Below are 25,885 nucleotides of genomic sequence, written 5' to 3'. Positions count from 1 at the left end.
CGTGGGTGACATACGTGGCGAAACCCCCTCCCCAGGGTGAATTCGCCCGCAAAAAAGATGGGCTACGATATCACAGCGACCGCTACGGAACAGCGGCGCCCACAGACAGGGAAGTGCTATGAGTATTCGCGATTGGCCTGCGGCGGAACGTCCGCGGGAAAGGTTGTTGGAGCACGGGGCAGCGAGCCTTTCGGACGCTGAGTTACTGGCGATTTTTCTGCGCACCGGATTGCCCGGACTAAGTGCTGTGGATCTGGCGCGCAATCTGTTGACTCAATTCGGTAGTCTGCGTTTGCTGCTTGAGGCCGATCAGGACGAATTCAGTAAACAATTGGGGCTCGGGCCGGCGAAGTTTGCGCAACTGCAAGCTGCTCAGGAAATGAACAGGCGGCATCTGGCTGAGAAATCACGGCAGAAACCAGCCCTGGAAAACCCTCAGGTCGTTCGCGATTATCTGAAATCGATGCTGCGTCACGAACCGCATGAGGTGTTTGGTTGCCTGTTTCTCGACTCCAAACATCAAGTACTGAATTTCGAGATACTGTTTCGCGGCTCAATCGACAACACCAGCGTGCATCCACGCGAGGTTGTGAAGCGATGTTTGGCCAATAACGCCGCTGCGTTGATCCTGTGCCACAACCATCCATCGGGGAACACTGACCCCAGTCAGGCAGATCGGCTGCTGACCAAGCGACTGCAAAAGGCACTGGAGCTGATTGATGTGCGGGTGCTCGATCACTTCATCGTCGGCGATGGTGAGCCGTTGTCGATGGCTGAGTGTGGCTGGATGTAAAGTTCAGGGGAAAAACGCTAAACCCCTGTAGGAGTGAGCCTGCTCGCGATAGCAATTTTCCAGTCACCGAATGGGTTGACTGAAATGACGCCATCGCGAGCAGGCTCACTCCTACACGTTATGTGCAGGGCAGGTTATTTCAGGTTTACCTTCGAATAGTCCTGGCGGCCAAAGGGGCTTACCGAGTAACCCTGCACGTCCTTACGTGTCAGCGCATAAGCGGTCGGATGCGCCAGCGGCAACCACAACGCCTGCTGCTGAATCTGCGCCTGCGCCTGCTCGTACAGCTTGGTGCGTACACCTTGTTCGCTGGTGGTCTTGCCGGCGCTGATCAGCTTGTCCAGATCGGCATTGCAGTAGCGCGCGAAGTTGGTGCCCGATTTGACCGCGGCGCAGGAAAACTGCGGTGTCAGGAAATTGTCCGGGTCGCCGTTGTCGCCGGCCCAGCCCATGAACAGCAGGTCATGCTCGCCCGCCTTGGCGCGGCGAATCAGTTCGCCCCACTCGATCACGCGGATTTCCGCCTGAATACCGATTTCCGCCAGATCCGATTGCAACAACTGTGCACCGAGGCTTGGGTTCGGGTTGAGCAGGCTGCCTGATGGACGCGTCCAGATGGTGGTCTGGAAGCCGTCTTTCAAACCGGCCTTGGCCATCAGCGCCTTGGCTTTGGCCACGTCATGCGGGTAACCCGGCAGGTTCTTCGCATAACTCCAGGTGTTCGGTGGGTAAGGGCCATTGGCCGCTTCGGCGGTGTCTTCGAACACCGCTTTGATGTAGTTGGCCTTGTCGAAGGCGAGGTTGATGGCCTGACGCACCTCTGGCTTGTCCAGCGGCGGATGCTGGCTGTTGATGCCAACGAAAGAGGTCATGAAGGCGTCAGTCTTTTCGACTTTTAGTGTCGGCTCTTTCAGCGCGGCCTGTACGTCCAAAGGTTTTGGCGACAGGGCGATCTGGCATTCGTTGCGCCGTAGCTTTTGCAGGCGCACGTTGGCGTCCGGGGTGATGGCGAAGATCAACGGGTCTACCGAAGGCTTGCCGCCAAAGTAATCCGGGTTGGCCTTGTAGCGAATCGCCGCGTCTTTCTGGAAGCGGTTGAACACAAACGGGCCGGTACCGATCGGCTGGCTGTTGAGCTTGTCCGTGGCGTTGGCCTTCATCAATTTGTCGGCGTATTCGGCGGAGTAGATCGAGGCGAAGCCCATGCTCAGTGTCGCCAGGAAGGTCGAGTCCGGGTGATCAAGGGTGAAACGCACGGTCAGCGGATCGAGCGCGTCGATCTTCTTGATCAGCGCTGGCAACTGCATCGATTGCGCATGGGGGAAGCCGCTTTGGGCGACTTTGTGCCACGGGTTGGCCGGGTCGAGCATGCGGTCGAAGCTGAATTTGACGTCTTCTGCGGTCAGCTCACGGCTCGGCCTGAAGTAGTCAGTCGTATGAAACTTCACCTGCGGGTGTAGCTTGAAGACATACGTCAGGCCATCGGTGCTGACTTCCCAGCTGTCGGCCAGGCTCGGCACGACTTTGCCGCTGGCGGTGTCGAATTCAACGAGACGGTTCATCAGCACGTCGGCCGAGGCGTTGGTGGTGGTCAGCGAGTTGTACTGCACCACGTCGAACCCTTCAGGGCTGGCCTCGGTGCAGACGCTCAGCGCGGCGGCCTGGGCCAGGGGGCTCAGCAGGAGCGGGGCGAGCAACAGGGGTAGGGCAGCGAGGCGCATGGTCGGTTTCCTTTTACAGATCGAAGGCCCATCTGCAAGTGCAGTCTGGAAAAGGCCTACCCTAGAGGTCTGGATTACAAATGACTATCCCCTTTTTGCATTTTCGGGGCACAGTGATGGCGGTTTTTCAGACCGCGGTGCGCGGTAAAAAGTCTGAATCGCCCGCAAGGGTGGTTTTCTGCGACGAGTGGTAAAAATCGATGCCAGCCTTTATCCAAGCCGTTCGCAGGCTGAAAAAGCGCCTTTTTGTGGATTGTTTGCACACCGAATGTTGTTGCTCTGAAGTCTTTCTGGTATAAAGCAGCGCTCTTTTCTAGGGGCCCGGTTCCTTCACTGTAGGTGTAGCCGGTAAGACCTCTAAAGAAACGCGGCGCCTGGCGCCAAATGACTGAGAGATTAAGCGGCCAACCCATGCCGGGTTGGGCATGTGGTTTTAGAGGGCTGAGGCATGTCGAGAGTATGTCAAGTTACCGGTAAGGGTCCGGTGACTGGGAATAACATTTCCCACGCAAACAACAAAACCCGTCGTCGTTTCCTGCCGAACCTGCAGCATCACCGCTTCTGGGTTGAAGAAGAGAAACGTTTTGTGCGTCTGCGCGTATCTGCCAAAGGCATGCGTATCATCGACAAGCGTGGCATCACTGTCGTGCTCGCCGAACTTCGCCGCGATGGCAAGATTTAAGGGAGCTAATCATGCGTGAATTGATTCGTTTGATCTCGAGCGCCGGTACTGGTCACTTCTACACTACCGACAAGAACAAGCGTACTACCCCGGACAAAATCGAGATCAAGAAATATGATCCGGTTGTTCGCAAGCACGTGATCTACAAGGAAGGCAAAATCAAGTAATTGATTTTTCCCGACTTACGAAAAAGGCCCGTATCTCACGATACGGGCCTTTTTTGTTGCCTCGGATTTTGTGTTTCCTGTTCTGGCCCTATCGCGAGCAGGCTCACTCCTAAATTGGAATGCGGTCACCTGTAGGAGTGAGCCTGCTCGCGATAGGGCCGGATCAGCCAGCGAAAATCCTCAAGCCTTCTGTTCAAAGATCACATAGATCTTGCGGCAAGCCTCAAGCACTTCCCAAGTGCCCCGAAACCCTGCCGGAATCACAAACCGGTCGCCAACGCGTAACGTCTTGGCATTGCCCTCGCCGTCACGCAGCACCGAGACCCCCTGCAGGATTTCGCAGTACTCATGCTCGGTGTAATTCACCGTCCACTGCCCGATCGCACCTTCCCAAACGCCAACGCCCATCTGCCCACAGGGGCTTTCGTACTGATGGAACACCGCTTGCTCAGGATCTCCCTTCAGCACCTTCGCCGGGTCCGGGCGATAGCGTTCGGCTTCGCTGCTGGTCAGGCTGATGTCGACGACGTTCTGGATGTTCATTGTTGTTATCCCCCGTGAATACGGCGCGATTGGCTGGAAAGGGTCAAAGTCTATGTTGATTAAAATCAACACCGCAAGGCCGTATGACCACCTTATGTCAAATATATTGAAACAACCCCGGCCGCTGGTTTAGGGTGGCGGGTGCCTCTGGCCGAAAAACCGGCTGGCCGGGCAGAATTCCTGAGGACGCTGGCGAAGATCGCGCGGCGCTCGTATTCAACAAGCGGAGGACACTCGAAATGACCACCCTGACTCGTGCCGACTGGGAACAACGCGCCCGCGACCTGAAAATCGAAGGCCGCGCCTACCTCAATGGCGAATACACCGACGCCGTCTCCGGCGAGACCTTCGAGTGCATCAGTCCGGTCGATGGCCGTCTGCTTGGCAAGATCGCCAGCTGTGACGCCGCCGACGCCCAGCGCGCCGTGGAAAACGCCCGCGCTACTTTCAATTCCGGCGTCTGGTCGCGCCTGGCGCCGACCAAACGCAAAGCCACCATGATTCGTTTTGCCGGCCTGCTTAAGCAGCACGCCGAAGAACTGGCCCTGCTCGAAACCCTCGACATGGGCAAGCCGATCAGCGATTCGCTGTACATCGACGTTCCGGGTGCGGCGCAAGCGCTGAGCTGGAGCGGTGAAGCGATCGACAAGATCTACGACGAAGTCGCCGCTACGCCGCACGACCAGCTGGGTCTGGTAACCCGCGAGCCGGTAGGCGTGGTCGGCGCCATCGTGCCGTGGAACTTCCCGCTGATGATGGCCTGCTGGAAACTCGGCCCGGCGCTGTCGACCGGTAACTCGGTGATCCTCAAGCCATCGGAAAAATCCCCGCTGACCGCCATCCGTATCGCTGCGCTGGCTGTTGAAGCCGGTATTCCGAAAGGCGTGCTCAACGTGCTGCCGGGCTACGGTCACACCGTCGGCAAGGCGCTGGCCCTGCACAACGATGTCGACACGCTGGTGTTCACCGGTTCGACCAAAATCGCCAAGCAACTGATGATCTACTCCGGCGAATCGAACATGAAACGCGTCTGGCTGGAAGCCGGCGGCAAGAGCCCGAACATCGTCTTTGCCGATGCGCCGGATCTGCAAGCGGCTGCCGAATCCGCTGCCAGCGCCATCGCGTTCAACCAGGGCGAAGTCTGCACCGCCGGTTCGCGTCTGCTGGTCGAGCGTTCGATCAAGGACACATTCCTGCCGATGGTGATCGAGGCGCTGAAAACCTGGAAACCGGGCAATCCGCTGGACCCGGCGACCAACGTCGGTGCGCTGGTCGATACCCAGCAGATGAACACCGTGCTGTCGTACATCGAATCCGGTCATACCGATGGCGCCAAACTGGTGGCTGGCGGTAAGCGCATTCTTCAGGAAACCGGCGGCACTTACGTTGAGCCGACCATTTTCGATGGCGTGAGCAACGCGATGAAGATCGCTCAGGAAGAGATCTTCGGCCCGGTGCTGTCGGTCATCGCTTTCGATACGGCTGAAGAAGCGATCCAGATCGCCAACGACACGCCGTATGGCTTGGCCGCTGCGGTATGGACCCAGGACATCTCCAAGGCGCATTTGACCGCCAAGGCACTGCGCGCCGGCAGCGTGTGGGTTAACCAGTACGATGGTGGTGATATGACCGCACCGTTCGGCGGCTTCAAGCAGTCGGGTAACGGTCGCGACAAATCGCTGCACGCGTTCGACAAGTACACCGAGCTGAAAGCGACGTGGATCAAGCTGTAAGCCGTTAGGAGGGTCTGTTCGCAAGAGCAGATCCTCCAGACGAGGCAGATCCCTGTGGGAGCGAGCCTGCTCGCGAAAGCGGTGTATCAGTCAGCCCATGTGCTGAATGTGCAGCCGCATTCGCGAGCAGGCTCGCTCCCACATTTGTTTGATGTGGCCTCTAAAAAAATAATCCACAGGAGCGTGGAACATGCGGTGGGCGACGTATTTCGCCGTGTTGGCGTCTGTCTTGAGTGTCGGCCTGGCCCTGGGGGTCAGCATGCCGTTGGTGTCGTTGCGCCTCGAAGGTTGGGGCTACGGCTCCTTCGCCATTGGTGTAATGGCAGCGATGCCAGCAATTGGCGTGTTGTTGGGCGCGAAGATTTCCAGTCATCTGGCGGCACGTTTCGGCACGGCGAACCTGATGCGCCTGTGCCTGTGGGCCGGGGCGCTGTCGATCGGTCTGTTGGCGTTGCTGCCGAGCTACCCGATCTGGCTGGTGCTACGGCTGATGATCGGGGTGATCCTGACCATCGTGTTCATCCTCGGCGAGAGCTGGATCAATCAACTGGTGGTCGAGAACTGGCGCGGGCGACTGGTGGCGCTGTATGGCAGCAGCTATGCGTTGAGCCAACTGTCGGGTCCGTTGCTGTTGGGCGCGCTGGGTACCGAGCATGATTACGGTTTCTGGGTCGGTGTCGCTTTGCTGTTGCTGTCGCCATTGCTCTTGCTGGGTCGCAGCGGTGCGCCGAGCAGTGAAGCCAGCAGCGTAACGTTCAAGGAATTGTGGGGCTTCGCCCGTGAGTTGCCGGCGATTGCCTGGGCGGTGTCGTTGTTCGCCGCATTCGAGGCGATGATCCTGACGTTACTGCCGGTGTATTGCCTGCAACAGGGCTTCACTGCCGAGATTGCGCTGGCGATGGTCAGCACGGTGGTGGTGGGTGATGCGCTGCTGCAACTGCCGATTGGTGCGCTGGCCGATTATCTGTCACGGCGTACGCTATTCGCCGGTTGTGCGGTGGTGTTGATGGTGTCGAGTCTGGCGATTCCGCTGTTGCTCGACACGCTACTGATCTGGCCATTGTGGGTATTGTTCGGGGCGAGTGCCGGTGGTTTGTTCACTCTGTCGCTGATTCTGATTGGCGAGCGTTATCGTGACGATGCGCTGGTGCGGGCGAATGCGCACATTGCGCAGTTGTGGGGTGTCGGTTGTCTGGTCGGGCCGCTGGCCGCGGGGGCGGGCAGCCAGTGGATCAGTGGGCATGCGTTGCCGTTGTTGATGGCGATCGGAGCGTTCGGGTTGGTGATATTGCTGTTGCGCCAAGGTGCATTTGGCGCAGTTACTGAGCCTGCCTGACATCAAAAGATCGCAGCCTTCGGCAGCTCCTACAGGAGGAATACACTTCAACTGTAGGAGCTGCCGAAGGCTGCGATCCTTTGCTTTTTTAAAGCATTCGCTCAAGCCCTACCGTGGTGCTGAACCACGCATTGAACCGCCGCCACCAACTCCCCGGCTCCTTGGTCAGGGTGTGCATCTGGCCGTTGTCCTCAGTGATCCAGACGATCTGGCCATCCTGTAACTTCGCCTCGTAACTCAGCGCCGGCGCCATCCCCTGCAAGGCCAGCTCACGCACATGCTCGGCCAACTCCGGACTGTCGACCAAGACCCCAACCTCGGTGTTCCACAACACCGAACGCGGGTCGAAGTTGAACGAGCCGATAAACGACTTCTGCCGATCAAAGATCATCGCTTTGCTGTGCAAGCTTGAATCAGAGCCGCGAAACGATTTGCTGTAAAAAACATGCGGGCCACTGCCGTAGTTATCCCCAGGCTGACGGCGCAGTTCATACAGTTTCACGCCATGCTCCAGCAACGCTTTGCGATACGGCGCATAGCCGCCGTGTACCGCTGGCACATCGGTGGCTTCCAGCGAGTTGGTCAGAAGGCTTACCGAGACGCCGGCATCGGCACGACCGGTCAGGTAAACCAGCCCTGGCTGGCCCGGCACGAAATACGCCGAAATCATGATCAGTTCTTTGCTGACGCCGCGCAGCTCCGGACCCAACTGCGTGGTTAACAGCAATTGCGGATCCGGCTCACCCTTGGCCAAGACCTTGCTCGGCGCATCCCACAGCGCCTGATTCCATGCCCAGATCAGCTCTTTGCGCCAGATGTCCATGCGCGGTGCGGTCTTGAACGTCATCAACTGCTGGTACAGCGCGTGATTCTGTTTGCGGGTTTCCTCCAGCGATTCTTCCAGGCGTGTGCGGGTGTTCTCCAGGTCCTTGACGGTCGGTTGGCTGGTAAGGAATTCGTCGATCGGTTTGCTCAGGGCGCTGTTCCAGTACTGGTCGAAACTGTGCCCGAGCTGCTCGGCCACCGGCCCGACACTGAGCATATCGATGTCGGTGAAATTCAGGTTTGGCTCGGCGTCGAAATATTCGTCACCGAGATTGCGCCCGCCGACGATGGCCACGCTGTTATCCGCCAGCCACAACTTGTTGTGCATGCGCCGGTGTTGCAGCGACAGGTTGAACAAGCGGCCTGCCGCGCGGGTGACGCCGGTGCTGCGGCCCAGATGCAGCGGGTTGAACAGACGAATCTGGATCTGCGGATGCGCCGCCAGCGTGGCGATGATCTGGTCCAGACCGTCGCTGGTGGTGTCGTCGAGCAGAATGCGCACGCGCACGCCGCGATCGGCAGCCTTGAGCAGTTCCTCCACCAGCATTCGCGTGCTGATGCCGTCATGGACGATGTAGTACTGCAGATCAAGGCTGGTCTGGGCGTTGCGGATCAGTTCGGCGCGGGCGGTGAACGCCTCGCTGCTGTTGGACAGCAGGCGAAACCCTGAGCGGCCATGGTAGGGCGCCGCTTGCGCCTGAATCGAACGACCGAAGCTGGAATCGGATGCCGGCAACGCCTGACTTGGCTCGCGCGGGACATCGAGACTGGCACAGCCGCTCAGGAACGAGGCGAGTAACAGCGAAGCGAGTAGGGGCTGTCTGAAGCTCACGTAGGATCATTCCGGTTGGCGGCAAGGGTCGGCATATGGACGCGGTTCTCTGGAAAAAGGTCAGTCGGCTTCCGCCAGCAATCTGACAGCGGTCTCGCCGACCTTGCGCACCGCCTCTTCGATCTGCGCTGTCGGTTTGGCAGCGTAGTTCATCCGCAGGCAATTGCGGTACTTGCCTGAGGCGGAAAAGATGCTGCCGACGGCAATCTGTACGCCTTGGTCAAGCAACTCGCGATTGAGTTTCAGGGTGTCGAAACCTTCCGGCAACTCGACCCACAGCATAAAGCTGCCTTGCGGCCGGCTGGCGCGGGTGCCCGCCGGAAAGTAGCGGGTCACCCAATCGATCATCAGGTCGCGACTGCGCTGGTATTGCGTGCGCATGCGCCGCAAATGCGGTTCGAAATGGCCAGCCTTGAGAAATTCGGCGATAGCGATCTGCGGCTGCGGCGCGGTCGAGCCGGTGCTGATGTATTTCATGTGCAACACCCGCTCAAGGTATCGACCCGGCGCGACCCAGCCAATGCGCAGCCCCGGCGCAAGGGTCTTGGAAAACGAACTGCACAACAGCACACGGCCGTCTTCGTCGAAGGATTTGATCGTGCGAGGGCGCGGGTAGGTGTAGGACAGTTCGCCATACACGTCGTCCTCGATGATCGCTACGTCGAAGCGCTGCGCGAGGTTGAGCAGGGCGCGTTTGCGCGACTCCGGCATGATGTAGCCGAGCGGGTTATTGCAGTTGGGCGTGAGCTGGATGACCTTGATCGGCCATTGTTCCAGTGCCAGTTCCAGCGCTTCGAGGCTGATCCCGGTGAGCGGGTCGGTGGGAATTTCCAGGGCTTTCATGCCCAGGCCTTTGAGGGTCTGCATGGCGCCATGAAAGCTTGGCGAGTCCACCGCGACAATGTCGCCCGGTTCGCAGATCGCGTGGATGCTGGTAGACAGCGCTTCGTGGCAACCGGTGGTGATCACCAGATCGCTCGCGCTCAACTGGCAGCCGGAGTCGAGCATCAGTCGAGCGATCTGTTCGCGCAGTTCTAGGGTGCCGTGGATGTTGTCGTAATACAGACCGGGCATGTCCTGACGGCGGCTGATCCGCGCCAGCCCACGCAGCAAAGGCTTCATCGTCGGCGAGCTGATGTCCGGCATGCCACGACCCAGTTGCACGACATCCTTGCGCGGCACCGCACGAATCAACTCCAGCACTTGATCCCACTGCGAAATCTCCACCGGGCGCTGCGCCGGACGGCCGACGGCAGGCAGCTCCGGCAGTTCGCGGCCGACCGGCACAAAGTAGCCGGACTTGGGTTTCGGCGTGGCCAGGCCGCTGTCTTCGAGCACGCGATAGGCCTGTTGCACCGTGCTCAGACTGACCCCGTGTTCGACGCTCAAGGCGCGCACCGATGGCAGCCGGTCACCTGGGCGATAGAAGCCGTTTTCGATGCGCGTGCCGAGCAATTCGGCGAGGTTTACATAAAGGGTCATGGCGCTGCCTCGGTGCGGTGATTCGATAAACCAGTACAGATCTCGCAAAAATCGACAATTCAGTCGACAAAGCGGCAAATCTGTATGGAGTTAATACAGTGTCTTTGAATCTGTAATGGTTTTGCTCGCCCGCGCATCATGGAATCTCTGGCTACCCAAGTAAACAGGAGCATTGAAAATGAACGGCTTGAGCGATGTGCGGTTGACGTTACACGGTCAGGAACTGGCGGCAGGGCAGAAGGACAGTGCGCGCAATGAGATCATGCGCAATGCGCCGTCCGGCCTGAGTCGCTGGAGTCTGTTGTGGCATCGTCTGCACACGCGCAAGGCGTTGCTGGCGCTGACGGCGGATCAGCTCAAGGACATCGGGCTGACGCGTGAGCAGGCGCAGGAGGAGGGGTTGAAGCCGTTCTGGCGGATCTGACAACCACTGATCGCCCCCACGCTCTGCGTGGGAGCGCCGCGCCGGACGCTCCGCGTCCGCTGTGACGCAGAGCTTCACTGGATGCATTCCCACGCAGAGCGTGGGAACGATCACTCAGACCAACTCTTTAAGGCGATGCCACAACATCCCCAACGCCAACAACGGCGAACGCAAATGCTTGCCGCCCGGGAAGGTGATGTGCGGCACCTTGGCAAACAGATCAAAGCCCCCGCTTTGCTGCCCGCTGATCGCTTCGGCCAATAACTTGCCCGCCAGGTGCGTGGCATTCACCCCGTGGCCTGAATAGGCCTGGGCGTAATACACGTTCGGCTGGTCCGCGAGCCGGCCAATCTGCGGCAAGCGGTTCGCGCCGATACCGATCATGCCGCCCCACTGATAGTCGATTTTCACGCCAGCGAGTTGCGGGAACACTTCGAGCATCTTCGGCTGCATGTAGGCGCCGATATCCTTTGGATCGCGTCCCGAATAGTGGCAGGCGCCGCCGAACAGCAAACGACGATCCGCCGAGAGTCGGTAATAATCCAGCGCGACACGTTGGTCGCAGACCGCCATGTTCTGCGGCAGCAGGTTATGCGCCTGTTCTTCGCTCAACGGCTCGGTGGCGATGATGTAGCTGCCCGCGGGCAGGACCTTGCCGCTGAGTTGCGGATTCAGATCACTGAGATACGCGTTGCAGCCAAGCACGAGGGTCTTGGCGCGCACCGAACCTTGAGCTGTATGGACTTTGACTTCAGGGCCGTAATCGATACGCGTCACTGCCGAGTGTTCAAACAGTTTAACGCCCAGTTGCTGCGCTGCTGCTGCTTCGCCCAAGGCCAGGTTCAGCGGATGCAGATGCCCGGAGCCCATGTCGATCAAGCCGCCGACATAGCGTTTGGAACCGACCACCGTGTGCATGTCGTGGGCTTGCAGCAAGCGGGTTTCGTAGCGATAGCCAAGGCCACGCAGTTCTTCGGCGTCTTCGGCAAAGCCTTCGAGGTCGGACGGTTTGTTGGCGAGGTCGCAATAGCCCCAGGTCAGGTCGCAGGCAATCTGAAAACGCTCGACGCGCTGGCGAACGATTTCCACTGCTTCCAGGCCCATCAGTTTCATCTCGCGCACGCCGTCGGCACCGATGACGTTGGTGAACTGATCGAGGCCGTGACCGACGCCGCGAATAAGCTGCCCGCCGTTGCGACCGCTGGCGCCCCAACCGATCTTGTGCGCTTCCAGCAACACCACGCTGAGGCCGCGTTCGGCCAGTTCCAGCGCCGTGTTCAACCCGGAAAAGCCGCCGCCGACCACACAGACGTCGGCCAGCACGTCACCTTGCAACACCGGGTGATCGGGCTGCGGCAGGCTGCTGGCGGCGTAGTAAGAGGCAACGTGGGGTTGGCTCGCGGAGGTAAAGGCGCGGGCAGTCATGGGCGTCATCCAACGGCTAAGTGTCGAGAAAATTTGACGGAGCATAAGCCGCACGCCCGAATGTGGGCAACATTGGTCGGCCTGCGGTGTCTGGATCTCGGCTTTTGCGGCACAATTGCCGCCTATTCCTCCTCGGTCATCGCTGCAATGAGCTGCAACAGCCAGAAAATCCGCACCTTGCGCCAGCAGATACCCTCGTTCGAGTGCGTGCCCGGCTGCCACGATTGCTGCGGCCCGGTGACCACTTCGCCGGAAGAAATGGCCCGCCTGCCACGCAAGACCCGCGCCGAGCAGGATGCGGCGATGGAAGAGCTGAACTGTGTGCACCTGGGGCCGAACGGCTGCACGGTGTATGAAGAGCGGCCGTTGATTTGCCGTTTGTTCGGCACGACCAAGACCTTGCCTTGCCCGAATGAGCGGCGCCCGGTGGAGCTGATTCATCCGAGAGTGGAGAAGCAGATATTCGAGTACATGGCGGCGAATCGGCAGGTTTTGGTTTAGCGCGTTCACTCGGAACCGAGTCGACGCCATCGCGAGCAGGCTCGCTCCCACATTTGGAATGCGTTCCCCCTGTGGGAGCGAGCCTGCTCGCGAGTGGAGCGCCAGCGATCTTCAATCTGGAATAGGTAAGCTCAAGCTCTCCTTCACCTCTTCCATCACGATATAGCTCTTCGACTCGCGCACATGCGGCAGCTTCAGCAGAATGTCGCCGAGCAGCTTGCGGTAAGACGCCATCTCGGAAATCCGCGCCTTCACCAGATAGTCGAAATCCCCCGACACCAGATGACACTCCAGCACGTGCGGCAACTTCAGCACCGCGCGTCGGAACTCCTCGAAAGTGTCGCCGGATTTGTAGTCGAGGCTGATCTCGACGAACACCAGCAAGCTACCCTTCAAATGCTGCGGATTCAGCCGGGCGTTGTAGCCCATGATGATTCCTTCGCGCTCCAGACGCCGTACTCGTTCGGTGCAGGGCGTGGTAGAGAGGCCGACCTTTTCCCCAAGTTCGGTAAAGGAAATCCGCCCGTCCGCCTGCAGGATCCGCAAGATATTGCGGTCGATCTTGTCCAGCTCACGTTTGGTCTGAGTGTTGGTACGCATAGGGGATGCGCCTCCGTGAAAAGGGTTTTTGCCGAGAATTGTCGCCAAATATAGGCGCTTATATAGTGAAAAGCACTGGCATTTCTTTTTTACACTGCGCGCATCATTGCTCTAACAACAGACGTACGCGGCCCCGCCGCGATGAGGGATACAAAAATGCGCGTAATGGTCTTGGGTAGCGGCGTCATCGGTACCGCCAGTGCTTACTATCTGGCCCGTGCCGGGTTTGAAGTGGTGGTGGTCGACCGACAGCCAGCCGCGGCCATGGAGACCAGTTTCGCCAACGCCGGCCAGGTCTCGCCGGGCTACGCCTCGCCGTGGGCCGCGCCGGGCGTGCCGCTGAAGGCGATCAAGTGGCTGTTGCAGCGCCACGCCCCTCTCGCGATAAAAGCCACCGCCGACATCGACCAGTACCTGTGGATGGCGCAGATGCTGCGCAACTGCACCGCCAGCCGTTACGCGGTGAACAAGGAGCGCATGGTGCGTCTGTCCGAGTACAGCCGCGACTGCCTCGATGAATTGCGCGCCGAAACCGGCATCGCCTACGAAGGCCGCAGCCTCGGTACGACTCAATTGTTCCGCACCCAGGCACAACTGGATAACGCCGCCAAAGACATCGCCGTGCTGAAAGAATCCGGCGTGCCGTTTGAAGTCCTCGACCGCGCCGGCATTGCCCGCGTAGAGCCGGCCCTGGCGGGTGTCACTGACATCCTCGCCGGTGCCCTGCGCCTGCCGAATGACCAGACCGGCGACTGCCAGATCTTCACCACGCGCCTCGCCGAAATGGCCGTGAAACTCGGTGTCGAATTCCGCTTTGGCCAGGACATTCAGAAACTCGACTACGCCGGTGATCGCATCAACGGTGTGTGGATCGACGGCAAGCTGGAAACCGCTGACCGCTACGTACTGGCGCTCGGCAGCTACTCGCCGCAACTGCTCAAACCGCTGGGCATCAAGGCGCCGGTGTATCCGCTCAAGGGTTACTCGCTGACCGTGCCGATCACCAACCCGGCGATGGCCCCGACTTCGACTATTCTCGACGAGACCTACAAGGTCGCGATCACCCGTTTCGATAACCGTATCCGTGTGGGCGGCATGGCCGAGATCGCCGGTTTTGACCTGTCGCTGAACCCGCGTCGCCGTGAAACCCTGGAGATGATCGTCAACGACCTTTATCCTCAGGGCGGCAATCTGGCCGAGGCGAGCTTCTGGACCGGCCTGCGTCCGACCACCCCGGACGGCACGCCGATCGTTGGCGCCACGCCGTTCAAGAACCTGTTCCTCAACACCGGTCACGGCACGCTCGGTTGGACCATGGCGTGCGGCTCCGGTCGTTTGCTGGCCGATCTGATGGCGAAGAAAAAGCCGCAGATCAGCGCCGAAGGCCTCGATATTTCCCGTTACGGCAACAAGACCCAGGAGTCCGCAAAACATGGCAATCCAGCGCCAGCTCACCAATGAGCGCATGAGTCAGATCGTCAGCCACAACGGCACCGTGTATCTGGCCGGGCAGGTCGGCGACGACTTCGACGCCGGGATTGAACAGCAGACTCGCGAGGTACTGGCCAATATCGAGCGCTTGCTCGATCTGGCCGGCACCGACAAACAGCATCTGCTGTCGGCGACGATCTACCTGAACGATATCGAAGCCCACTTTGCCGGGATGAACTCGGTGTGGGACCAGTGGCTGCCCAAAGGCGCCGCCCCGGCCCGCGCCACCGTCGAAGCGAAAATGGCCAAGCCGAGCATTCTGGTGGAAATTTCCATCGTCGCCGCGCTGCCGTAGCCGTTGTAAAGATCCCTCTCCCGGCGCTGTTGGCGGTTCACGTCGTCAGTCGGCGCCGGTTTTTCTTCCCATGACCGCCTAGAAGTCTGCCGCCATGCGTCCTGCCCGTGCCCTGATCGACCTAGAAGCCCTGCGCCACAACTACCGAATTGCCCGCGAAGTCACTGGCGCCAAGGCGCTTGCGGTGATCAAGGCGGACGCCTACGGCCATGGCGCGGTGCGTTGCGCCCAGGCACTGGAAGCCGAGGCCGACGGTTTTGCCGTCGCCTGCATCGAAGAAGCGCTGGAGTTGCGCGCGGCCGGCATCAAGGCCCCGGTGTTGTTGCTCGAAGGCATCTTCGAAGCCGATGAGCTGGCGCTGGTTGTCGAGCATGATTTCTGGACCGTGGTGCATTCGCTGTGGCAGCTCGAAGCGATCGAGCAGGCGACACTGAGCAAGCCGATCACCGTGTGGCTGAAGCTTGATTCGGGCATGCACCGCGTTGGTCTGCATCCCAAGGATTACCCGGCAGCCTACCAACGGCTGCTGGCCAGCGGCAAAGTGGCGAAGATCGTGTTGATGAGCCACTTCGCCCGTGCCGATGAACTGCACGCGCAGAGCAGCACCGAACAAGTCGCGGTGTTTGAAGCGGCGCGTCAGGGCCTGGCGGCGGAAGTCAGCTTGCGCAACTCGCCGGCTGTGCTCGGTTGGCCGCAGATTCACAGCGATTGGGTGCGCCCGGGCATCATGCTCTACGGCGCGACCCCGTTCGAGGAGGCCAACGCCGTGGCTGATCGCCTGCAACCGGTGATGACCCTGGAGTCGAAAGTCATCTGCGTCCGTGAACTGCCCGCTGGCGAGCCGATCGGCTACGGCGCCAAATTCATCACCGACAAACCGATGCGCATCGGCGTGGTCGCCATGGGTTACGCCGACGGCTACCCGCGTCAGGCGCCGACCGGAACGCCGGTACTGGTGGCGGGTAAACGCAGCCGGATTCTCGGTCGCGTGTCGATGGACATGCTCTGCATCGACCTCACCGATGTGCCTGAAGCTGGCCTCGGTTCGAGCGTTGAGCTGTGGGGCAAAAACATCCTCGCCAGCGAAGTGGCGCAGTGGGCCGACACCATTCCGTACCAGATCTTTTGCAATCTGCGCCGAGTGCCAAGGCTCTATTCCGAAGGTTGACGCCGCTGCGGGGGCCAAGTGTTGTAAATACTGAACGCTGTCGCCATGATAACGCTCAATATTCTTACAACATCAGGAGGCTCCCGCCTTGGACGTCGGTGAACGACTGCAATCGATCCGCAAGCTCAAAGGGCTTTCCCAGCGTGAACTCGCCAAACGCGCGGGCGTCACCAACAGCACCATTTCGATGATCGAAAAGAACAGCGTCAGCCCTTCGATCAGTTCGCTGAGGAAGGTACTGGGCGGGATTCCCATGTCCATGGTCGAGTTCTTTTCCGAAGAAATCCTGCAGGAAGTCCCGACCCAGATCGTCTACAAGGCCAACGAGCTGATCGACATTTCCGACGGCGCCGTGACCATGAAACTGGTCGGCCGCGCGCACCCCAGCCGCGCCATCGCCTTCCTCAACGAAATCTACCCACCGGGTGCCGACACCGGCGAAGAAATGCTCACCCATGAAGGCGAAGAAACCGGGATTCTGGTGGAAGGTCGTCTGGAACTGGTGGTGGGTCTGGAAACTTTTATTCTCGAAGCCGGCGACAGCTACTACTTTGAAAGTACCAAGCCGCACCGTTTTCGTAATCCGTTTGACGCGCCTGCGCGACTAATCAGCGCAGCCACGCCGGCGAATTTTTAACAAAGAGGTGCCAAGCCATGATGGCAAAGGCATCCGGACCGTTTATCTACCGTGCGGTATAACCCCTTCGACTATGGGGTTGTTTCAGTGTGGCGGGCTACCCGCTATACTTCCGCCCGCCTGCGAACCGTGGCCGCAGGCGTGAATAGCCACCATTGAGGGTGAACGCGTGAACCTAATTATGAAAATGCTGGCCGCACCAGCAACCGTACTGGCCCTCTGGGCTGTCAGCGCTCAAGCTGCGACGAATGACGACATTGCCAAACGCCTGGAGCCGGTTGGCCAGGTGTGTGTACAAGGTCAGGAATGCAAGGGGATGGAAGTTGCCGCTTCCGCAGGCGGCGGTGGCGGGGCGAAAACCCCGGATGAGGTGATTGCCAAGCATTGCAATGCTTGCCACGGTACCGGGTTGTTGGGCGCGCCGAAGATCGGTGACACCGCAGCGTGGAAAGAGCGTGCTGATCATCAGGGTGGCCTCGACGGCATCCTGGCCAAGGCCATTACCGGCATCAATGCCATGCCGCCGAAAGGCACCTGCGCCGATTGCTCGGATGATGAGTTGAAGGGCGCGATCCAGAAGATGTCTGGCCTGAAGTAAGGCGCACTTCTGACGAAAAAAACCGTCTTCGGACGGTTTTTTTGTGCCTGCGATTCAGTAGCCCTCACCCCAGCCCTCTCCCAGAGGGAGAGGGGGCCGACCGAGGTGTCTTTCGCTATCCATCGACCTGAGAGACCTTAGCGATTATGGATTCAGCACATCACTTTCACGTCGGCGTACCTCCCCAATATCCCCCAATCTGTCCCCTCTCCCTCCGGGAGAGGGCTAGGGTGAGGGTAAGCGATCTCCAGTCATAAAAACTCCCGTGCCGACAATCGTCCAGGACTTTGGGCTGTCCTTTGCAGCAAACTCAAGGCAAGCTCGGTCTACCCCTATTCACGGAACGGGCAGGAGGCTTCAGATGGTGCAGTTGTGTTCGATCGAACAGGCGGTGGACGACGTGCTGGCGCGGTTGCCGGCGCATATCCACATGGGCATGCCGCTGGGGTTGGGCAAGCCCAATCACTTCGTCAACGCGCTGTACCGGCGGATCAAAGGCCTGCCCGAGCGGCAACTGACGATCTACACCGCGCTGTGCCTCGGCCGGCCGAACCTGGGCGATGGTTTGCAAAAACGCTTCATCGAACCCTTCGTCGAACGCGTCTTCGGTGACTATCCGGAATTCGATTTCCTCGCCGACCTGCACCGCGACAGCCTGCCCGCCAACATCCGCATCGAACAGTTCTTCATGCAGCCCGGCAGCCTGCTCAACAGCGCGCCGGCCCAGCAGGATTACGTCAGCAGCAATTACAGCCACGCCGCCCGCGACATCAACGCCGCCGGGCTCAATCTGGTGGCGCAATTACTGGCCAGCAGCAGCGAGCATCCCGATCGACTGAGCCTGAGTTGCAATCCCGACATTACCCTCGACCTGTTGCCGATGATCGCCAAGCGCCGCCACGCCGGGGAGACCATTTTGCTGGTCGGTCAGGTGCACACCGATCTGCCGTACATGCCCGGTGATGCCGAAGTCGATATCGACACCTTCGACCTGCTGATCGACGCGAAGGACAGCAGCACGCTGTTTTCCACGCCGAACATGCCGGTGGGCTTTCAGGATCATTTCATTGGCTTGCACGCCAGCACGCTGGTGCGCGACGGCGGTACATTGCAGATCGGCATCGGCTCGATGGGCGATGCCCTGACCGCCGCTCTGCTCGCCCGTCAGGCAGATAACGCCGGATACACAGCGTTACTCAATGACATCAACCTCAGCCAGTGGGCGCAATTGATCGAACGCGAGGGCGGCACGGGGCCGTTCGCCAAAGGCCTGTACGGTTGCAGCGAAATGTTCGTCAACGGCCTGCTGGTGCTGGCGGATGCCGGGATCATCCGCCGCAAGGTCTACCCCGATGTGCCAACGCAGGAACAGGCCAACGCCGGCACCCTCGACGAGGCGGCGCAGACTGACGGCATCTCGGTGCACGGCGGTTTCTTCCTTGGCCCGCGCAGTTTCTACGAGCGCCTGCGTGAGTTACCGCAGAGCAAACGCCTCGAATTCAACATGACCCGCATCAGTTACATCAACGAGTTGTATGGGCAGGAAGAGCTCAAGCGCTTGCAGCGTCTTGACGCGCGATTCATCAACACCGTGTTCACCATGACTTTGCTCGGTGCCGGTGTGGCGGATCAACTGGAGGATGGACGGGTACTCAGCGGTGTCGGCGGGCAGTACAACTTCGTCGCGCAGGGCCACGCGCTGCACGATGCCCGATCGATTCTGATCCTGCGTAGCTGGCGCGAATCCGGTGGTGACGTCAGTTCCAACATCGTCTGGGAATACGGCCATTGCACGATCCCACGGCATCTGCGCGACATCGTCGTGACCGAGTACGGCATCGCTGATCTGCGCGGCAAAGCCGACGCAGTAGTGATCGAGTCGCTGCTGAACATTAGTGACTCGCGCTTCCAGCAGGGGCTGATCGAGCAAGCGCAAAAGGTCGGCAAGCTGCCAAAGGATTTCCGCCTCGACCCACGCTTTGCCGATAACACACCGCAGCGTCTGCAGGCGATCGCCGCACGGCATCCGAACCTGTTTCCGGAGTATCCGCTGGGCTGTGATTTCACTGCGATCGAACGGGATTTGCTGCGGGCGCTGAACTGGCTGAAGAGCAAATTCAAACTCACCGAAATCCTCGATCTCGGCAAAGCAGCCCTCGATGCGCCCGAGGCATCGCTATACCCCGAACACCTCGAACGCATGCAGCTGACAAACCCGGAAGGCCTGAAAAAAGACCTCTTCCAACGCCTGCTGCTCACCGGCCTCAAAGCCACCACCCAATAACTGCCTGACCCAAAACAACTGTAGGAGTGAGCCTGCTCGCGATAGCGGTGTTTCAACCGACGAATATATCGACTGACACTACGCTATCGCGAGCAGGCTCACTCCTACAGGGGGGCTGCGGTGTGGCTTTATTCGATGAAAGTGACCACGCCATCCTTCAGCGATTTCACCCGAGCCAGCGATTCAACGCGGTAGCCCTGCGAATCCAGCTCGGCGCGGCCGCCCTGGAACGACTTCTCGATCACGATGCCCAGACCGGCAACGGTTGCGCCCGCCTGCTTGATGATCGAGATCAGCGCTTGTGACGCCTTACCGTTGGCCAGGAAGTCGTCGATGATCAGCACGCGGTCGCTGCTGGTCAGGTGGCGCGGAGAGATCGCCACGGTGCTTTCGGTCTTTTTGGTGAAGGAGTAAACGGTCGCCGACAGCAGGTTTTCGGTCAGGGTCAGGGACTGTTGCTTGCGGGCGAAGATCACCGGCACGCCGAGGTTCAGACCGGTCATGATCGCCGGGGCTATCCCTGAGGCTTCGATGGTGACGATCTTGGTGATGCCCGAGTCCTTGAACAGCGAGGCGAATTCGTCGCCGATCAGCTTCATCAGGGCCGGGTCGATCTGGTGGTTCAGGAAGGCGTCGACCTTCAGGACCTGGTCGGAAAGCACAATGCCTTGTTCGCGGATTTTCTGGTGCAATGCTTCCATGAAGCTGTCCTCTTTTGGCGCTTTGTGCGCCGAAGGTCTAGTAAAAAAAGTGGTCAATTCTAGCGCTTTAACATCGCGCGTATATCAGCCAATGCGCTATTGCCACGCACGACTTTGACTTCGGTCGGTGTGTCGTCGTTGCCTTCCCAGGCCAGATCGTCCGGCGGTAGCTCATCGAGGAAGCGGCTCGGCGCGCAGTCGATGATCTCGCCGTACTGCTTGCGCTTGGCGGCGAAGGTGAAGGCCAGGGTCTGGCGCGCGCGGGTGATGCCCACGTAGGCCAGTCGGCGTTCTTCTTCGATGGTGTCGGCTTCGATGCTGGAGCGGTGCGGGAGGATTTCCTCTTCCATGCCCATGATGAACACGTAAGGGAATTCCAGACCCTTGGACGCATGCAGCGTCATCATCTGCACGCCTTCGGCGCCGTCTTCCTCTTCCTGCTGACGTTCGAGCATGTCGCGCAGGACCAGTTTGCCGATGGCGTCCTCGACGGTCATTTCGCCTTCTTCGTCCTTTTCAAGGGTGTTTTTCAACGCCTCGATCAGGAACCAGACGTTGCTCATCCGGTAATCGGCCGCCTTGTCGCTGGAGCTGTTGGTGCGCAGCCAGTTCTCATAGTCGATGTCCATGACCATGCTGCGCAGCGCCGAGATCGGATCCTCGCCGGCGCACTGCTCACGGACCTTGTCCATGAAGCGTTTGAAGCGCGACAGGCGATCGGTGAAGCGGCTGTCCAGATGTTCGCCCAGACCGATTTCGTCGGTGGCGGCGTACATCGAAATTTTGCGTTCGGTGGCGTAGTTGCCGAGTTTTTCCAGGGTGGTCGAGCCGATTTCGCGGCGTGGCACGTTGATCACGCGCAGGAAGGCGTTGTCGTCATCCGGGTTGACGATCAGGCGGAAGTAGGCCATCAGGTCTTTCACTTCCTGGCGGCCGAAGAAGCTGTTGCCGCCGCTCAGGCGGTACGGCACCTGGTGGTGCTGCAGCTTCAGTTCGATCAGCTTGGCCTGGTAGTTGCCGCGATAAAGGATGGCGAAATCGCTGTACGGACGGTCGGTGCGCAAGTGCAGGCTGAGGATTTCCATGGCCACGCGCTCGGCTTCGGCGTCCTCGTTGCGGCAGCGGATCACGCGGATCTCGTCGCCGTGGCCCATCTCGCTCCACAGCTGCTTTTCGAATTCGTGCGGGTTGTTCGAGATCAGCACGTTGGCGCAGCGCAGGATGCGGCTGGTGGAGCGGTAGTTCTGCTCGAGCATCACCACTTTCAGGGACGGATAGTCGTCCTTGAGCAGCATCAGGTTTTCCGGCCGCGCGCCGCGCCAGGCGTAGATCGACTGGTCGTCGTCGCCAACCACGGTGAACTGGTTGCGCTTGCCGATGAGCATTTTTACCAGCAGGTATTGGCTGGCGTTGGTGTCCTGGTATTCGTCGACCAGCAGGTAACGCACCTTGTTCTGCCACTTTTCGAGGATGTCGGCATGTTCTTCGAAGAGTTTTACCGGCAGCAGGATCAGGTCGTCGAAGTCCACCGCGTTGAACGCTTTCAGCGTCCGCTGGTAGTGGGTGTAGACGATGGCGGCGGTCTGTTCCTTGGGATTGCGCGCGTTCTCCAGCGCCTGAGGCGGCAGAATCAGGTCGTTTTTCCAGGCGCCGATCATGTTCTTGATCTCGTCGACGCCGTCGTCTCCCGCGTACTCCTTCTGCATGATGTCGGTCATCAGGGCTTTGACGTCGGTCTCGTCGAAGATCGAGAAACCGGGTTTGTAGCCCAGCCGCACGTGTTCCTTGCGGATGATGTTCAGACCGAGGTTGTGGAACGTGCAGACGGTCAGGCCGCGACCTTCGCCGGCCCGCAGCAGGGTGCCGACCCGCTCTTTCATCTCGCGCGCGGCCTTGTTGGTAAAGGTCATGGCGACGATGTACTGGGCACGGATGCCGCAGTTCTGGATCAGGTGCGCGATTTTGCGCGTGATCACGCTGGTCTTGCCGGAGCCAGCACCGGCGAGCACCAATAGAGGGCCGCCGACGTAGTTCACGGCTTCTTGCTGCCGGGGATTGAGTCGGGACATACGAAAATTCGGGAGTCGTTGACGAAATGGGCCGGCATTTTAACAGGCTCAGCGATTTGTGCTGCTCTCTCCGACTTGTGACGTACCACGCGATTCAAATTTGCCGGTTTTGTTACTTTCGCGGAGGATGCGCGGTGATTTTGCGGCTAATGTTCTCATTCGTGACACAAAATAACGTTTTGATAACCGTTGTCATTTGGTCATTGAACGGCGCAACGGCATAATGCCCCGCCCACATCATTGCAGAGTCTAGGGAGCTAGCTTGTCTACGCCTGTCGAACCCTTGCGTTTGCTGCTACTGGCCGAAGAGCCAGCGTGGACAGCGTTATTGCGTGAGTGTCTGGCTCCGATGGGGAGCGCGGCGGTGCTGATCAGCGCGCCGAGCTGGGATTCGGTCAGCAGTTTGTTCGAAGACAACCGCCATGCGGTGTTGTTGACCCTTCCGGCATTGCAACCGGCACCGGGCCGTTGCAGCCTGCCGACGGTCTTGCTGCTGGAACATGAACCGGACACCGCGCCGGTTGGCGTCAGTGACTGGCTGGTGTTCGACGCCCTCGACGCCGGCATGCTGCGCCGCTGCCTGCGCCATGTGCGCGAACGCGGCGTTCTCGAAAACACCCTGCAACGCCTCGCCGAGCAGGATCCGCTGACCGGCATCGCCAACCGTCAGGGTTTCCAGACCTTGCTTGCTGCGCGCCTCGCGGAAAACGACGGTCGCGGCCTGGCCCTCGGGCATCTCGATCTCGACAACTTCCGCCACGCCAACGATGCGCTTGGCCATCAGGCGGGCGATCGCTTGATCCTGCAAGTGGTCGCACGGCTGAAAAGTCAGCTCGAAGCCGGTGATCAACTGGCGCGGCTGGGCAGCGATGAGTTTGCCCTGCTGATCGACACCCGCCGTGCACCGCAGCGCGCCGAGTGGATGGCCGAACGCATCACCGAAGCGCTCGCCGAACCGTATTGGGTCGATGGCGAAAGCCTGCTGATCGGCTCCAGTCTCGGCATCGCCCACGCCCGTGCGCAGGGCGGCGCCGATCCGCTGATGTGGCACGCCCACATCGCCATGCAGCAGGCCAAGAGCACCCAGGGCTGCACCTTCCATATCTTCAACGAACGCATCAACCGCAATGCGCGGAGCATGGCCGACCTCGAAAGCGAGTTGCGCCGAGCGTTGCGTCGCGATGAGCTGGAATTGCATTACCAGCCACGCCTGAATCTTGAGGATGGCCAGATTGTCGGCCTCGAAGCGTTGGTGCGCTGGCGTCATGGCGAGCGCGGTTTGCTGCCGCCGAGTGAATTTGTCCCTTTGGCCGAGCAGAGCGGTTTGATCGTGCCGCTGGGTTACTGGGTGATTTCCCGGGCCTTGCGTGACATGCAGGCGTTGCGCGAGCGCGGGCTGCCGGCGCTGCACATGGCGATCAACCTGTCATTCCGCCAGTTTCAAGACAGTCAGTTGTTGCCGACGCTGAGCCGGTTGATTGCCGAGCGTGGCGTTGAGGCGCAGTGGCTGGAATTCGAACTGACAGAAACCGCCGTGATGCGCCGTAGCGATCTGGTCAAGCAGACCATGGACGCTCTCGGCCGTCTCGGTGTGCGCTTCTCGCTGGATGACTTTGGCACCGGGTTCTCGTCGTTCGTGCACCTCAACAGCCTGCCGATCACCTTGCTGAAGATCGACAAAAGCTTTGTCGGCGGCATGGAGCAGCGCGAAGAGAACCGCAAACTGGTGCACGCGATGATCAATCTCGCGCACAACCTGCATCTGGAAGTGGTGGCGGAGGGGGTGGAAACCCCTGAACAGCTAGAACTGTTGCGCGGGTTTGGTTGCGATCAGGTGCAGGGTTATCTGATCAGCCGGCCGTTGCCCTTGGCGGAATTGGTTGAATATCTCACCTTCGGCTCAAGCCAGCAGCCAGCCCTCGAGATCGTAAGCTGAACACATAACCCCTGTAGGAGTGAGCCTGCTCGCGATAGCAATCTACCAGTCAACATTTGCTTCGACTGACACACCGCAATCGCGAGCAGGCTCACTCCTACAAGGGATCTCAGTCGGTCTGCGGGACCGTAAACTGACTTGATGACGCAGGCTCCAGCCGAATCATCCGCTTCATTTTCCACTCGAACGCCAGCGTCAAACTCACCGCCGCACACGCCAGGCCCAACGCCAATCCCCACCAGACGCCCGTCGGCCCCCAATTGAGGTGGAACGCCATCCACCACGCCGCCGGTGCGCCAATCAGCCAATAGCAAGCGAGCCCGACCAGAAACGTGGTCTTCGCATCCTTGAGTCCACGGATGCAGCCCATGGCAATCGTCTGCGTGCCGTCGAACAGCTCGAACCACGCCGCCACTGCTAGCAGGCTCACCGCCAGGCGAATCACCTCGGCAAACGCCGGATCGTTGTGATCGAGGAACAACCCGACCAACTGGTTGGGCAACAGCCAGAACACCATCGCGAATCCCAACATCACCACCGCGCCAAAGACGATCCCGACCCGTCCGGACATCCGCGCATCACTCAGTTGCCCGGCGCCGTAATGCTGGCCGACGCGCATGGTGATCGCGTACGACATCCCCGCCGGCACCATGAACGCCACCGAGACAATTTGCAGGGCAATCTGGTGCGCGCCCAACTGCGTGCTACCCATGGTGCCCATGCACAGAGCTGCGAACGCGAACAAACCGACTTCCACCGCATACGTGCCGCCGATTGGCAGGCCGAGGCGCCACAACTCTTTCAGGTACTGCCGGTTCGGCCGCGACAGGCCCGCGCGCAGCGGGTACGCGTCATAGGCCGGATGCCGGCGGATGTGCCAGGCCAGCGCCAACGCCATGCAATTGGCGACAATCGCTGTGACCAGGCCGATGCCCGTCAGGCCCATTTTCGGCAGACCGAACATGCCGGTGATCAGCGCGTAATTGAGCAGGAAATTCGCCACCGTGCCGGCCAGGCTGATGACCATCACCGGTGTCGCCCGGCCGATTGCACTGGTGAAACCGCGCAGGGCCATGAAACTGAGGTAGCCGGGCAGGGCGAAGGGCAGGGCAATCAGGAATTGCCCGGCCGCGTTGACGTTGGTTTCGGTCTGGCCGAACAGCAGCAACACCGGTTTCAGGTTCCACAGCAGCAACCCGGCGCCCAGCGCCATCAGCCACGCCAGCCACAATCCGGCCTGGGTCAGACGCGCAGCGCCAATGATGTCGCCGGCGCCCTTGCGAATCGCCACCAATGTGCCGACCGCTGCAATCACGCCGATGCAGAAAATCGACACGAACGAATAAGTCGCCGCACCGAGACCGCCGCCCGCGAGCGCTTCAGGACTCAGGCGCGCCATCATCAACGTGTCAGTCAGCACCATCAACATGTGCGCCAACTGTGAAGCAATCAACGGCCCTGCCAGCCGCAGAATGGCCCAGAGTTCGGTACGCACAGGATGCTGCATGGTCATCACCACTCAATTTCAGAGGGAACAGGAGACCGTCGATTCTCGGCGCTTGGCGGGCTTTGCACAAAGGGATAAAAAGGATGGGTGGCATGATTAAAACTCATCCTGGATAAACGGTTTAAGATTGGCTTT

Annotated in this window: 23 protein-coding genes; 14 read left to right on the top strand and 9 right to left on the bottom strand. The window is 59.9% G+C overall.

Annotated elements, in window-relative coordinates:
- The first annotated feature begins 118 nt into the window (after nucleotides 1-118).
- The gene (radC, locus tag LOY43_RS27825; RefSeq protein WP_093429665.1) at nucleotides 119-793 is read left to right on the top strand and encodes a RadC family protein; all 675 of its coding nucleotides are present in this window, start codon (nucleotides 119-121) and stop codon (nucleotides 791-793) included.
- 134 nt (nucleotides 794-927) lie between these two features.
- On the opposite strand, the gene LOY43_RS27820 is transcribed toward radC, so the two are convergent.
- A complete protein-coding gene (locus LOY43_RS27820; RefSeq protein ID WP_095049327.1) occupies nucleotides 928-2,514 on the bottom strand; it encodes an ABC transporter substrate-binding protein in 1,587 nt (528 codons plus the stop codon).
- Between the two features lie 448 nt (nucleotides 2,515-2,962).
- On the opposite strand from LOY43_RS27820, the gene rpmB reads away from it, so the two are divergent.
- Both rpmB and rpmG read left to right on the top strand, forming a co-directional pair.
- The gene (gene rpmB, locus LOY43_RS27815; protein ID WP_007920377.1) at nucleotides 2,963-3,196 is read left to right on the top strand and encodes a 50S ribosomal protein L28; all 234 of its coding nucleotides are present in this window, start codon (nucleotides 2,963-2,965) and stop codon (nucleotides 3,194-3,196) included.
- An 11-nt stretch (nucleotides 3,197-3,207) separates the two neighbouring features.
- Nucleotides 3,208-3,363: a 50S ribosomal protein L33 gene (rpmG, locus tag LOY43_RS27810; RefSeq protein WP_003177274.1), complete on the top strand. Its 156-nt coding sequence runs from the start codon at nucleotides 3,208-3,210 to the stop codon at nucleotides 3,361-3,363.
- 180 nt (nucleotides 3,364-3,543) lie between these two features.
- On the opposite strand, the gene LOY43_RS27805 is transcribed toward rpmG, so the two are convergent.
- A complete protein-coding gene (locus LOY43_RS27805) occupies nucleotides 3,544-3,906 on the bottom strand; it encodes a cupin domain-containing protein (protein WP_095049328.1) in 363 nt (120 codons plus the stop codon).
- A 239-nt stretch (nucleotides 3,907-4,145) separates the two neighbouring features.
- Here LOY43_RS27805 and LOY43_RS27800 point away from each other — a divergent pair, with 239 nt between their 5' ends.
- Nucleotides 4,146-5,639, top strand: a complete 1,494-nt coding sequence (locus tag LOY43_RS27800) for an aldehyde dehydrogenase (protein ID WP_016985821.1) — start codon at nucleotides 4,146-4,148, stop codon at nucleotides 5,637-5,639.
- 190 nt (nucleotides 5,640-5,829) lie between these two features.
- Complete coding sequence (locus LOY43_RS27795; protein ID WP_095125019.1) at nucleotides 5,830-6,975, top strand: MFS transporter; 1,146 nt, start codon at nucleotides 5,830-5,832, stop codon at nucleotides 6,973-6,975.
- An 88-nt stretch (nucleotides 6,976-7,063) separates the two neighbouring features.
- On the opposite strand, the gene LOY43_RS27790 is transcribed toward LOY43_RS27795, so the two are convergent.
- A complete protein-coding gene (locus LOY43_RS27790) occupies nucleotides 7,064-8,632 on the bottom strand; it encodes a phospholipase D family protein (RefSeq protein WP_095049330.1) in 1,569 nt (522 codons plus the stop codon).
- A gap of 60 nt (nucleotides 8,633-8,692) precedes the next feature.
- A complete protein-coding gene (locus LOY43_RS27785; RefSeq protein WP_095049331.1) occupies nucleotides 8,693-10,114 on the bottom strand; it encodes a PLP-dependent aminotransferase family protein in 1,422 nt (473 codons plus the stop codon).
- 178 nt (nucleotides 10,115-10,292) lie between these two features.
- On the opposite strand from LOY43_RS27785, the gene LOY43_RS27780 reads away from it, so the two are divergent.
- On the top strand, nucleotides 10,293-10,538 hold the full coding sequence (locus LOY43_RS27780) for a DUF1127 domain-containing protein (protein ID WP_095049332.1): 246 nt from the start codon (nucleotides 10,293-10,295) through the stop codon (nucleotides 10,536-10,538).
- A gap of 114 nt (nucleotides 10,539-10,652) precedes the next feature.
- Here the strand turns inward: LOY43_RS27780 and LOY43_RS27775 are convergent, their stop codons facing one another.
- A complete protein-coding gene (locus LOY43_RS27775) occupies nucleotides 10,653-11,963 on the bottom strand; it encodes an FAD-binding oxidoreductase (RefSeq protein ID WP_095049333.1) in 1,311 nt (436 codons plus the stop codon).
- Between the two features lie 147 nt (nucleotides 11,964-12,110).
- Here LOY43_RS27775 and LOY43_RS27770 point away from each other — a divergent pair, with 147 nt between their 5' ends.
- On the top strand, nucleotides 12,111-12,464 hold the full coding sequence (locus LOY43_RS27770) for a YkgJ family cysteine cluster protein (protein WP_064389779.1): 354 nt from the start codon (nucleotides 12,111-12,113) through the stop codon (nucleotides 12,462-12,464).
- A gap of 111 nt (nucleotides 12,465-12,575) precedes the next feature.
- Here the strand turns inward: LOY43_RS27770 and LOY43_RS27765 are convergent, their stop codons facing one another.
- A complete protein-coding gene (locus LOY43_RS27765; RefSeq protein WP_003177284.1) occupies nucleotides 12,576-13,064 on the bottom strand; it encodes an Lrp/AsnC ligand binding domain-containing protein in 489 nt (162 codons plus the stop codon).
- A 156-nt stretch (nucleotides 13,065-13,220) separates the two neighbouring features.
- Between LOY43_RS27765 and dadA the strand changes: the two genes are divergently transcribed.
- The 6 genes from dadA (at nucleotide 13,221) to LOY43_RS27735 (ending at nucleotide 19,537) form a co-directional block, all read left to right on the top strand.
- Nucleotides 13,221-14,525: a D-amino acid dehydrogenase gene (gene dadA, locus LOY43_RS27760; RefSeq protein WP_095049334.1), complete on the top strand. Its 1,305-nt coding sequence runs from the start codon at nucleotides 13,221-13,223 to the stop codon at nucleotides 14,523-14,525.
- Nucleotides 14,497-14,850 carry a RidA family protein gene (locus LOY43_RS27755; RefSeq protein WP_042561737.1) on the top strand — a complete coding sequence of 118 codons (354 nt, stop codon included), beginning with the start codon at nucleotides 14,497-14,499 and terminating at the stop codon, nucleotides 14,848-14,850. The genes dadA and LOY43_RS27755 overlap by 29 nt, the downstream gene beginning before the upstream one ends.
- A gap of 94 nt (nucleotides 14,851-14,944) precedes the next feature.
- Nucleotides 14,945-16,018 (top strand): alanine racemase, encoded by a 1,074-nt coding sequence (alr, locus tag LOY43_RS27750; RefSeq protein ID WP_095049335.1) that lies wholly within the window; start codon nucleotides 14,945-14,947, stop codon nucleotides 16,016-16,018.
- 88 nt (nucleotides 16,019-16,106) lie between these two features.
- Nucleotides 16,107-16,655, top strand: a complete 549-nt coding sequence (locus LOY43_RS27745; protein WP_007920393.1) for a cupin domain-containing protein — start codon at nucleotides 16,107-16,109, stop codon at nucleotides 16,653-16,655.
- Between the two features lie 181 nt (nucleotides 16,656-16,836).
- Nucleotides 16,837-17,253: a cytochrome c5 family protein gene (locus LOY43_RS27740; RefSeq protein ID WP_095049336.1), complete on the top strand. Its 417-nt coding sequence runs from the start codon at nucleotides 16,837-16,839 to the stop codon at nucleotides 17,251-17,253.
- Between the two features lie 361 nt (nucleotides 17,254-17,614).
- Nucleotides 17,615-19,537, top strand: a complete 1,923-nt coding sequence (locus LOY43_RS27735; protein WP_258708981.1) for an acetyl-CoA hydrolase/transferase C-terminal domain-containing protein — start codon at nucleotides 17,615-17,617, stop codon at nucleotides 19,535-19,537.
- A gap of 128 nt (nucleotides 19,538-19,665) precedes the next feature.
- Here the strand turns inward: LOY43_RS27735 and LOY43_RS27730 are convergent, their stop codons facing one another.
- The gene (locus LOY43_RS27730; RefSeq protein ID WP_007920398.1) at nucleotides 19,666-20,238 is read right to left on the bottom strand and encodes a xanthine phosphoribosyltransferase; all 573 of its coding nucleotides are present in this window, start codon (nucleotides 20,236-20,238) and stop codon (nucleotides 19,666-19,668) included.
- Nucleotides 20,239-20,297: 59 nt separating this feature from the next.
- Nucleotides 20,298-22,307, bottom strand: coding sequence for a DNA helicase Rep (rep, locus tag LOY43_RS27725; RefSeq protein ID WP_220557163.1), 2,010 nt, complete (start codon nucleotides 22,305-22,307; stop codon nucleotides 20,298-20,300).
- A gap of 262 nt (nucleotides 22,308-22,569) precedes the next feature.
- On the opposite strand from rep, the gene LOY43_RS27720 reads away from it, so the two are divergent.
- Complete coding sequence (locus LOY43_RS27720; RefSeq protein WP_095049339.1) at nucleotides 22,570-24,243, top strand: bifunctional diguanylate cyclase/phosphodiesterase; 1,674 nt, start codon at nucleotides 22,570-22,572, stop codon at nucleotides 24,241-24,243.
- A 109-nt stretch (nucleotides 24,244-24,352) separates the two neighbouring features.
- Here the strand turns inward: LOY43_RS27720 and LOY43_RS27715 are convergent, their stop codons facing one another.
- Entirely contained in the window at nucleotides 24,353-25,750 is a 1,398-nt protein-coding gene (locus LOY43_RS27715; RefSeq protein ID WP_095049340.1) for a NorM family multidrug efflux MATE transporter, read from the bottom strand.
- Between the last annotated feature and the right edge of the window lie 135 nt (nucleotides 25,751-25,885).

The sequence above is a fragment of the Pseudomonas sp. B21-041 genome, from assembly GCF_024748675.1.
GTDB classification, from domain to species: Bacteria; Pseudomonadota; Gammaproteobacteria; order Pseudomonadales; family Pseudomonadaceae; genus Aquipseudomonas; species Aquipseudomonas neuropathica.
This window is presented reverse-complemented; position numbering and strand designations above follow the sequence as displayed.

What these genes read in the sequence shown, in the direction of transcription:
- radC (WP_093429665.1), top strand. Translation starts at nt 119, where the DNA reads ATGAGTATTCGCGATTGGCCTGCGGCGGAACGTCCGCGGGAAAGGTTG.
- LOY43_RS27820 (WP_095049327.1), bottom strand. Translation starts at nt 2,514, where the DNA reads ATGCGCCTCGCTGCCCTACCCCTGTTGCTCGCCCCGCTCCTGCTGAGC.
- rpmB (WP_007920377.1), top strand. Translation starts at nt 2,963, where the DNA reads ATGTCGAGAGTATGTCAAGTTACCGGTAAGGGTCCGGTGACTGGGAAT.
- rpmG (WP_003177274.1), top strand. Translation starts at nt 3,208, where the DNA reads ATGCGTGAATTGATTCGTTTGATCTCGAGCGCCGGTACTGGTCACTTC.
- LOY43_RS27805 (WP_095049328.1), bottom strand. Translation starts at nt 3,906, where the DNA reads ATGAACATCCAGAACGTCGTCGACATCAGCCTGACCAGCAGCGAAGCC.
- LOY43_RS27800 (WP_016985821.1), top strand. Translation starts at nt 4,146, where the DNA reads ATGACCACCCTGACTCGTGCCGACTGGGAACAACGCGCCCGCGACCTG.
- LOY43_RS27795 (WP_095125019.1), top strand. Translation starts at nt 5,830, where the DNA reads ATGCGGTGGGCGACGTATTTCGCCGTGTTGGCGTCTGTCTTGAGTGTC.
- LOY43_RS27785 (WP_095049331.1), bottom strand. Translation starts at nt 10,114, where the DNA reads ATGACCCTTTATGTAAACCTCGCCGAATTGCTCGGCACGCGCATCGAA.
- LOY43_RS27780 (WP_095049332.1), top strand. Translation starts at nt 10,293, where the DNA reads ATGAACGGCTTGAGCGATGTGCGGTTGACGTTACACGGTCAGGAACTG.
- LOY43_RS27775 (WP_095049333.1), bottom strand. Translation starts at nt 11,963, where the DNA reads ATGACTGCCCGCGCCTTTACCTCCGCGAGCCAACCCCACGTTGCCTCT.
- LOY43_RS27770 (WP_064389779.1), top strand. Translation starts at nt 12,111, where the DNA reads ATGAGCTGCAACAGCCAGAAAATCCGCACCTTGCGCCAGCAGATACCC.
- LOY43_RS27765 (WP_003177284.1), bottom strand. Translation starts at nt 13,064, where the DNA reads ATGCGTACCAACACTCAGACCAAACGTGAGCTGGACAAGATCGACCGC.
- dadA (WP_095049334.1), top strand. Translation starts at nt 13,221, where the DNA reads ATGCGCGTAATGGTCTTGGGTAGCGGCGTCATCGGTACCGCCAGTGCT.
- LOY43_RS27755 (WP_042561737.1), top strand. Translation starts at nt 14,497, where the DNA reads ATGGCAATCCAGCGCCAGCTCACCAATGAGCGCATGAGTCAGATCGTC.
- alr (WP_095049335.1), top strand. Translation starts at nt 14,945, where the DNA reads ATGCGTCCTGCCCGTGCCCTGATCGACCTAGAAGCCCTGCGCCACAAC.
- LOY43_RS27740 (WP_095049336.1), top strand. Translation starts at nt 16,837, where the DNA reads ATGAAAATGCTGGCCGCACCAGCAACCGTACTGGCCCTCTGGGCTGTC.
- LOY43_RS27735 (WP_258708981.1), top strand. Translation starts at nt 17,615, where the DNA reads ATGGTGCAGTTGTGTTCGATCGAACAGGCGGTGGACGACGTGCTGGCG.
- LOY43_RS27730 (WP_007920398.1), bottom strand. Translation starts at nt 20,238, where the DNA reads ATGGAAGCATTGCACCAGAAAATCCGCGAACAAGGCATTGTGCTTTCC.
- rep (WP_220557163.1), bottom strand. Translation starts at nt 22,307, where the DNA reads ATGTCCCGACTCAATCCCCGGCAGCAAGAAGCCGTGAACTACGTCGGC.
- LOY43_RS27715 (WP_095049340.1), bottom strand. Translation starts at nt 25,750, where the DNA reads ATGCAGCATCCTGTGCGTACCGAACTCTGGGCCATTCTGCGGCTGGCA.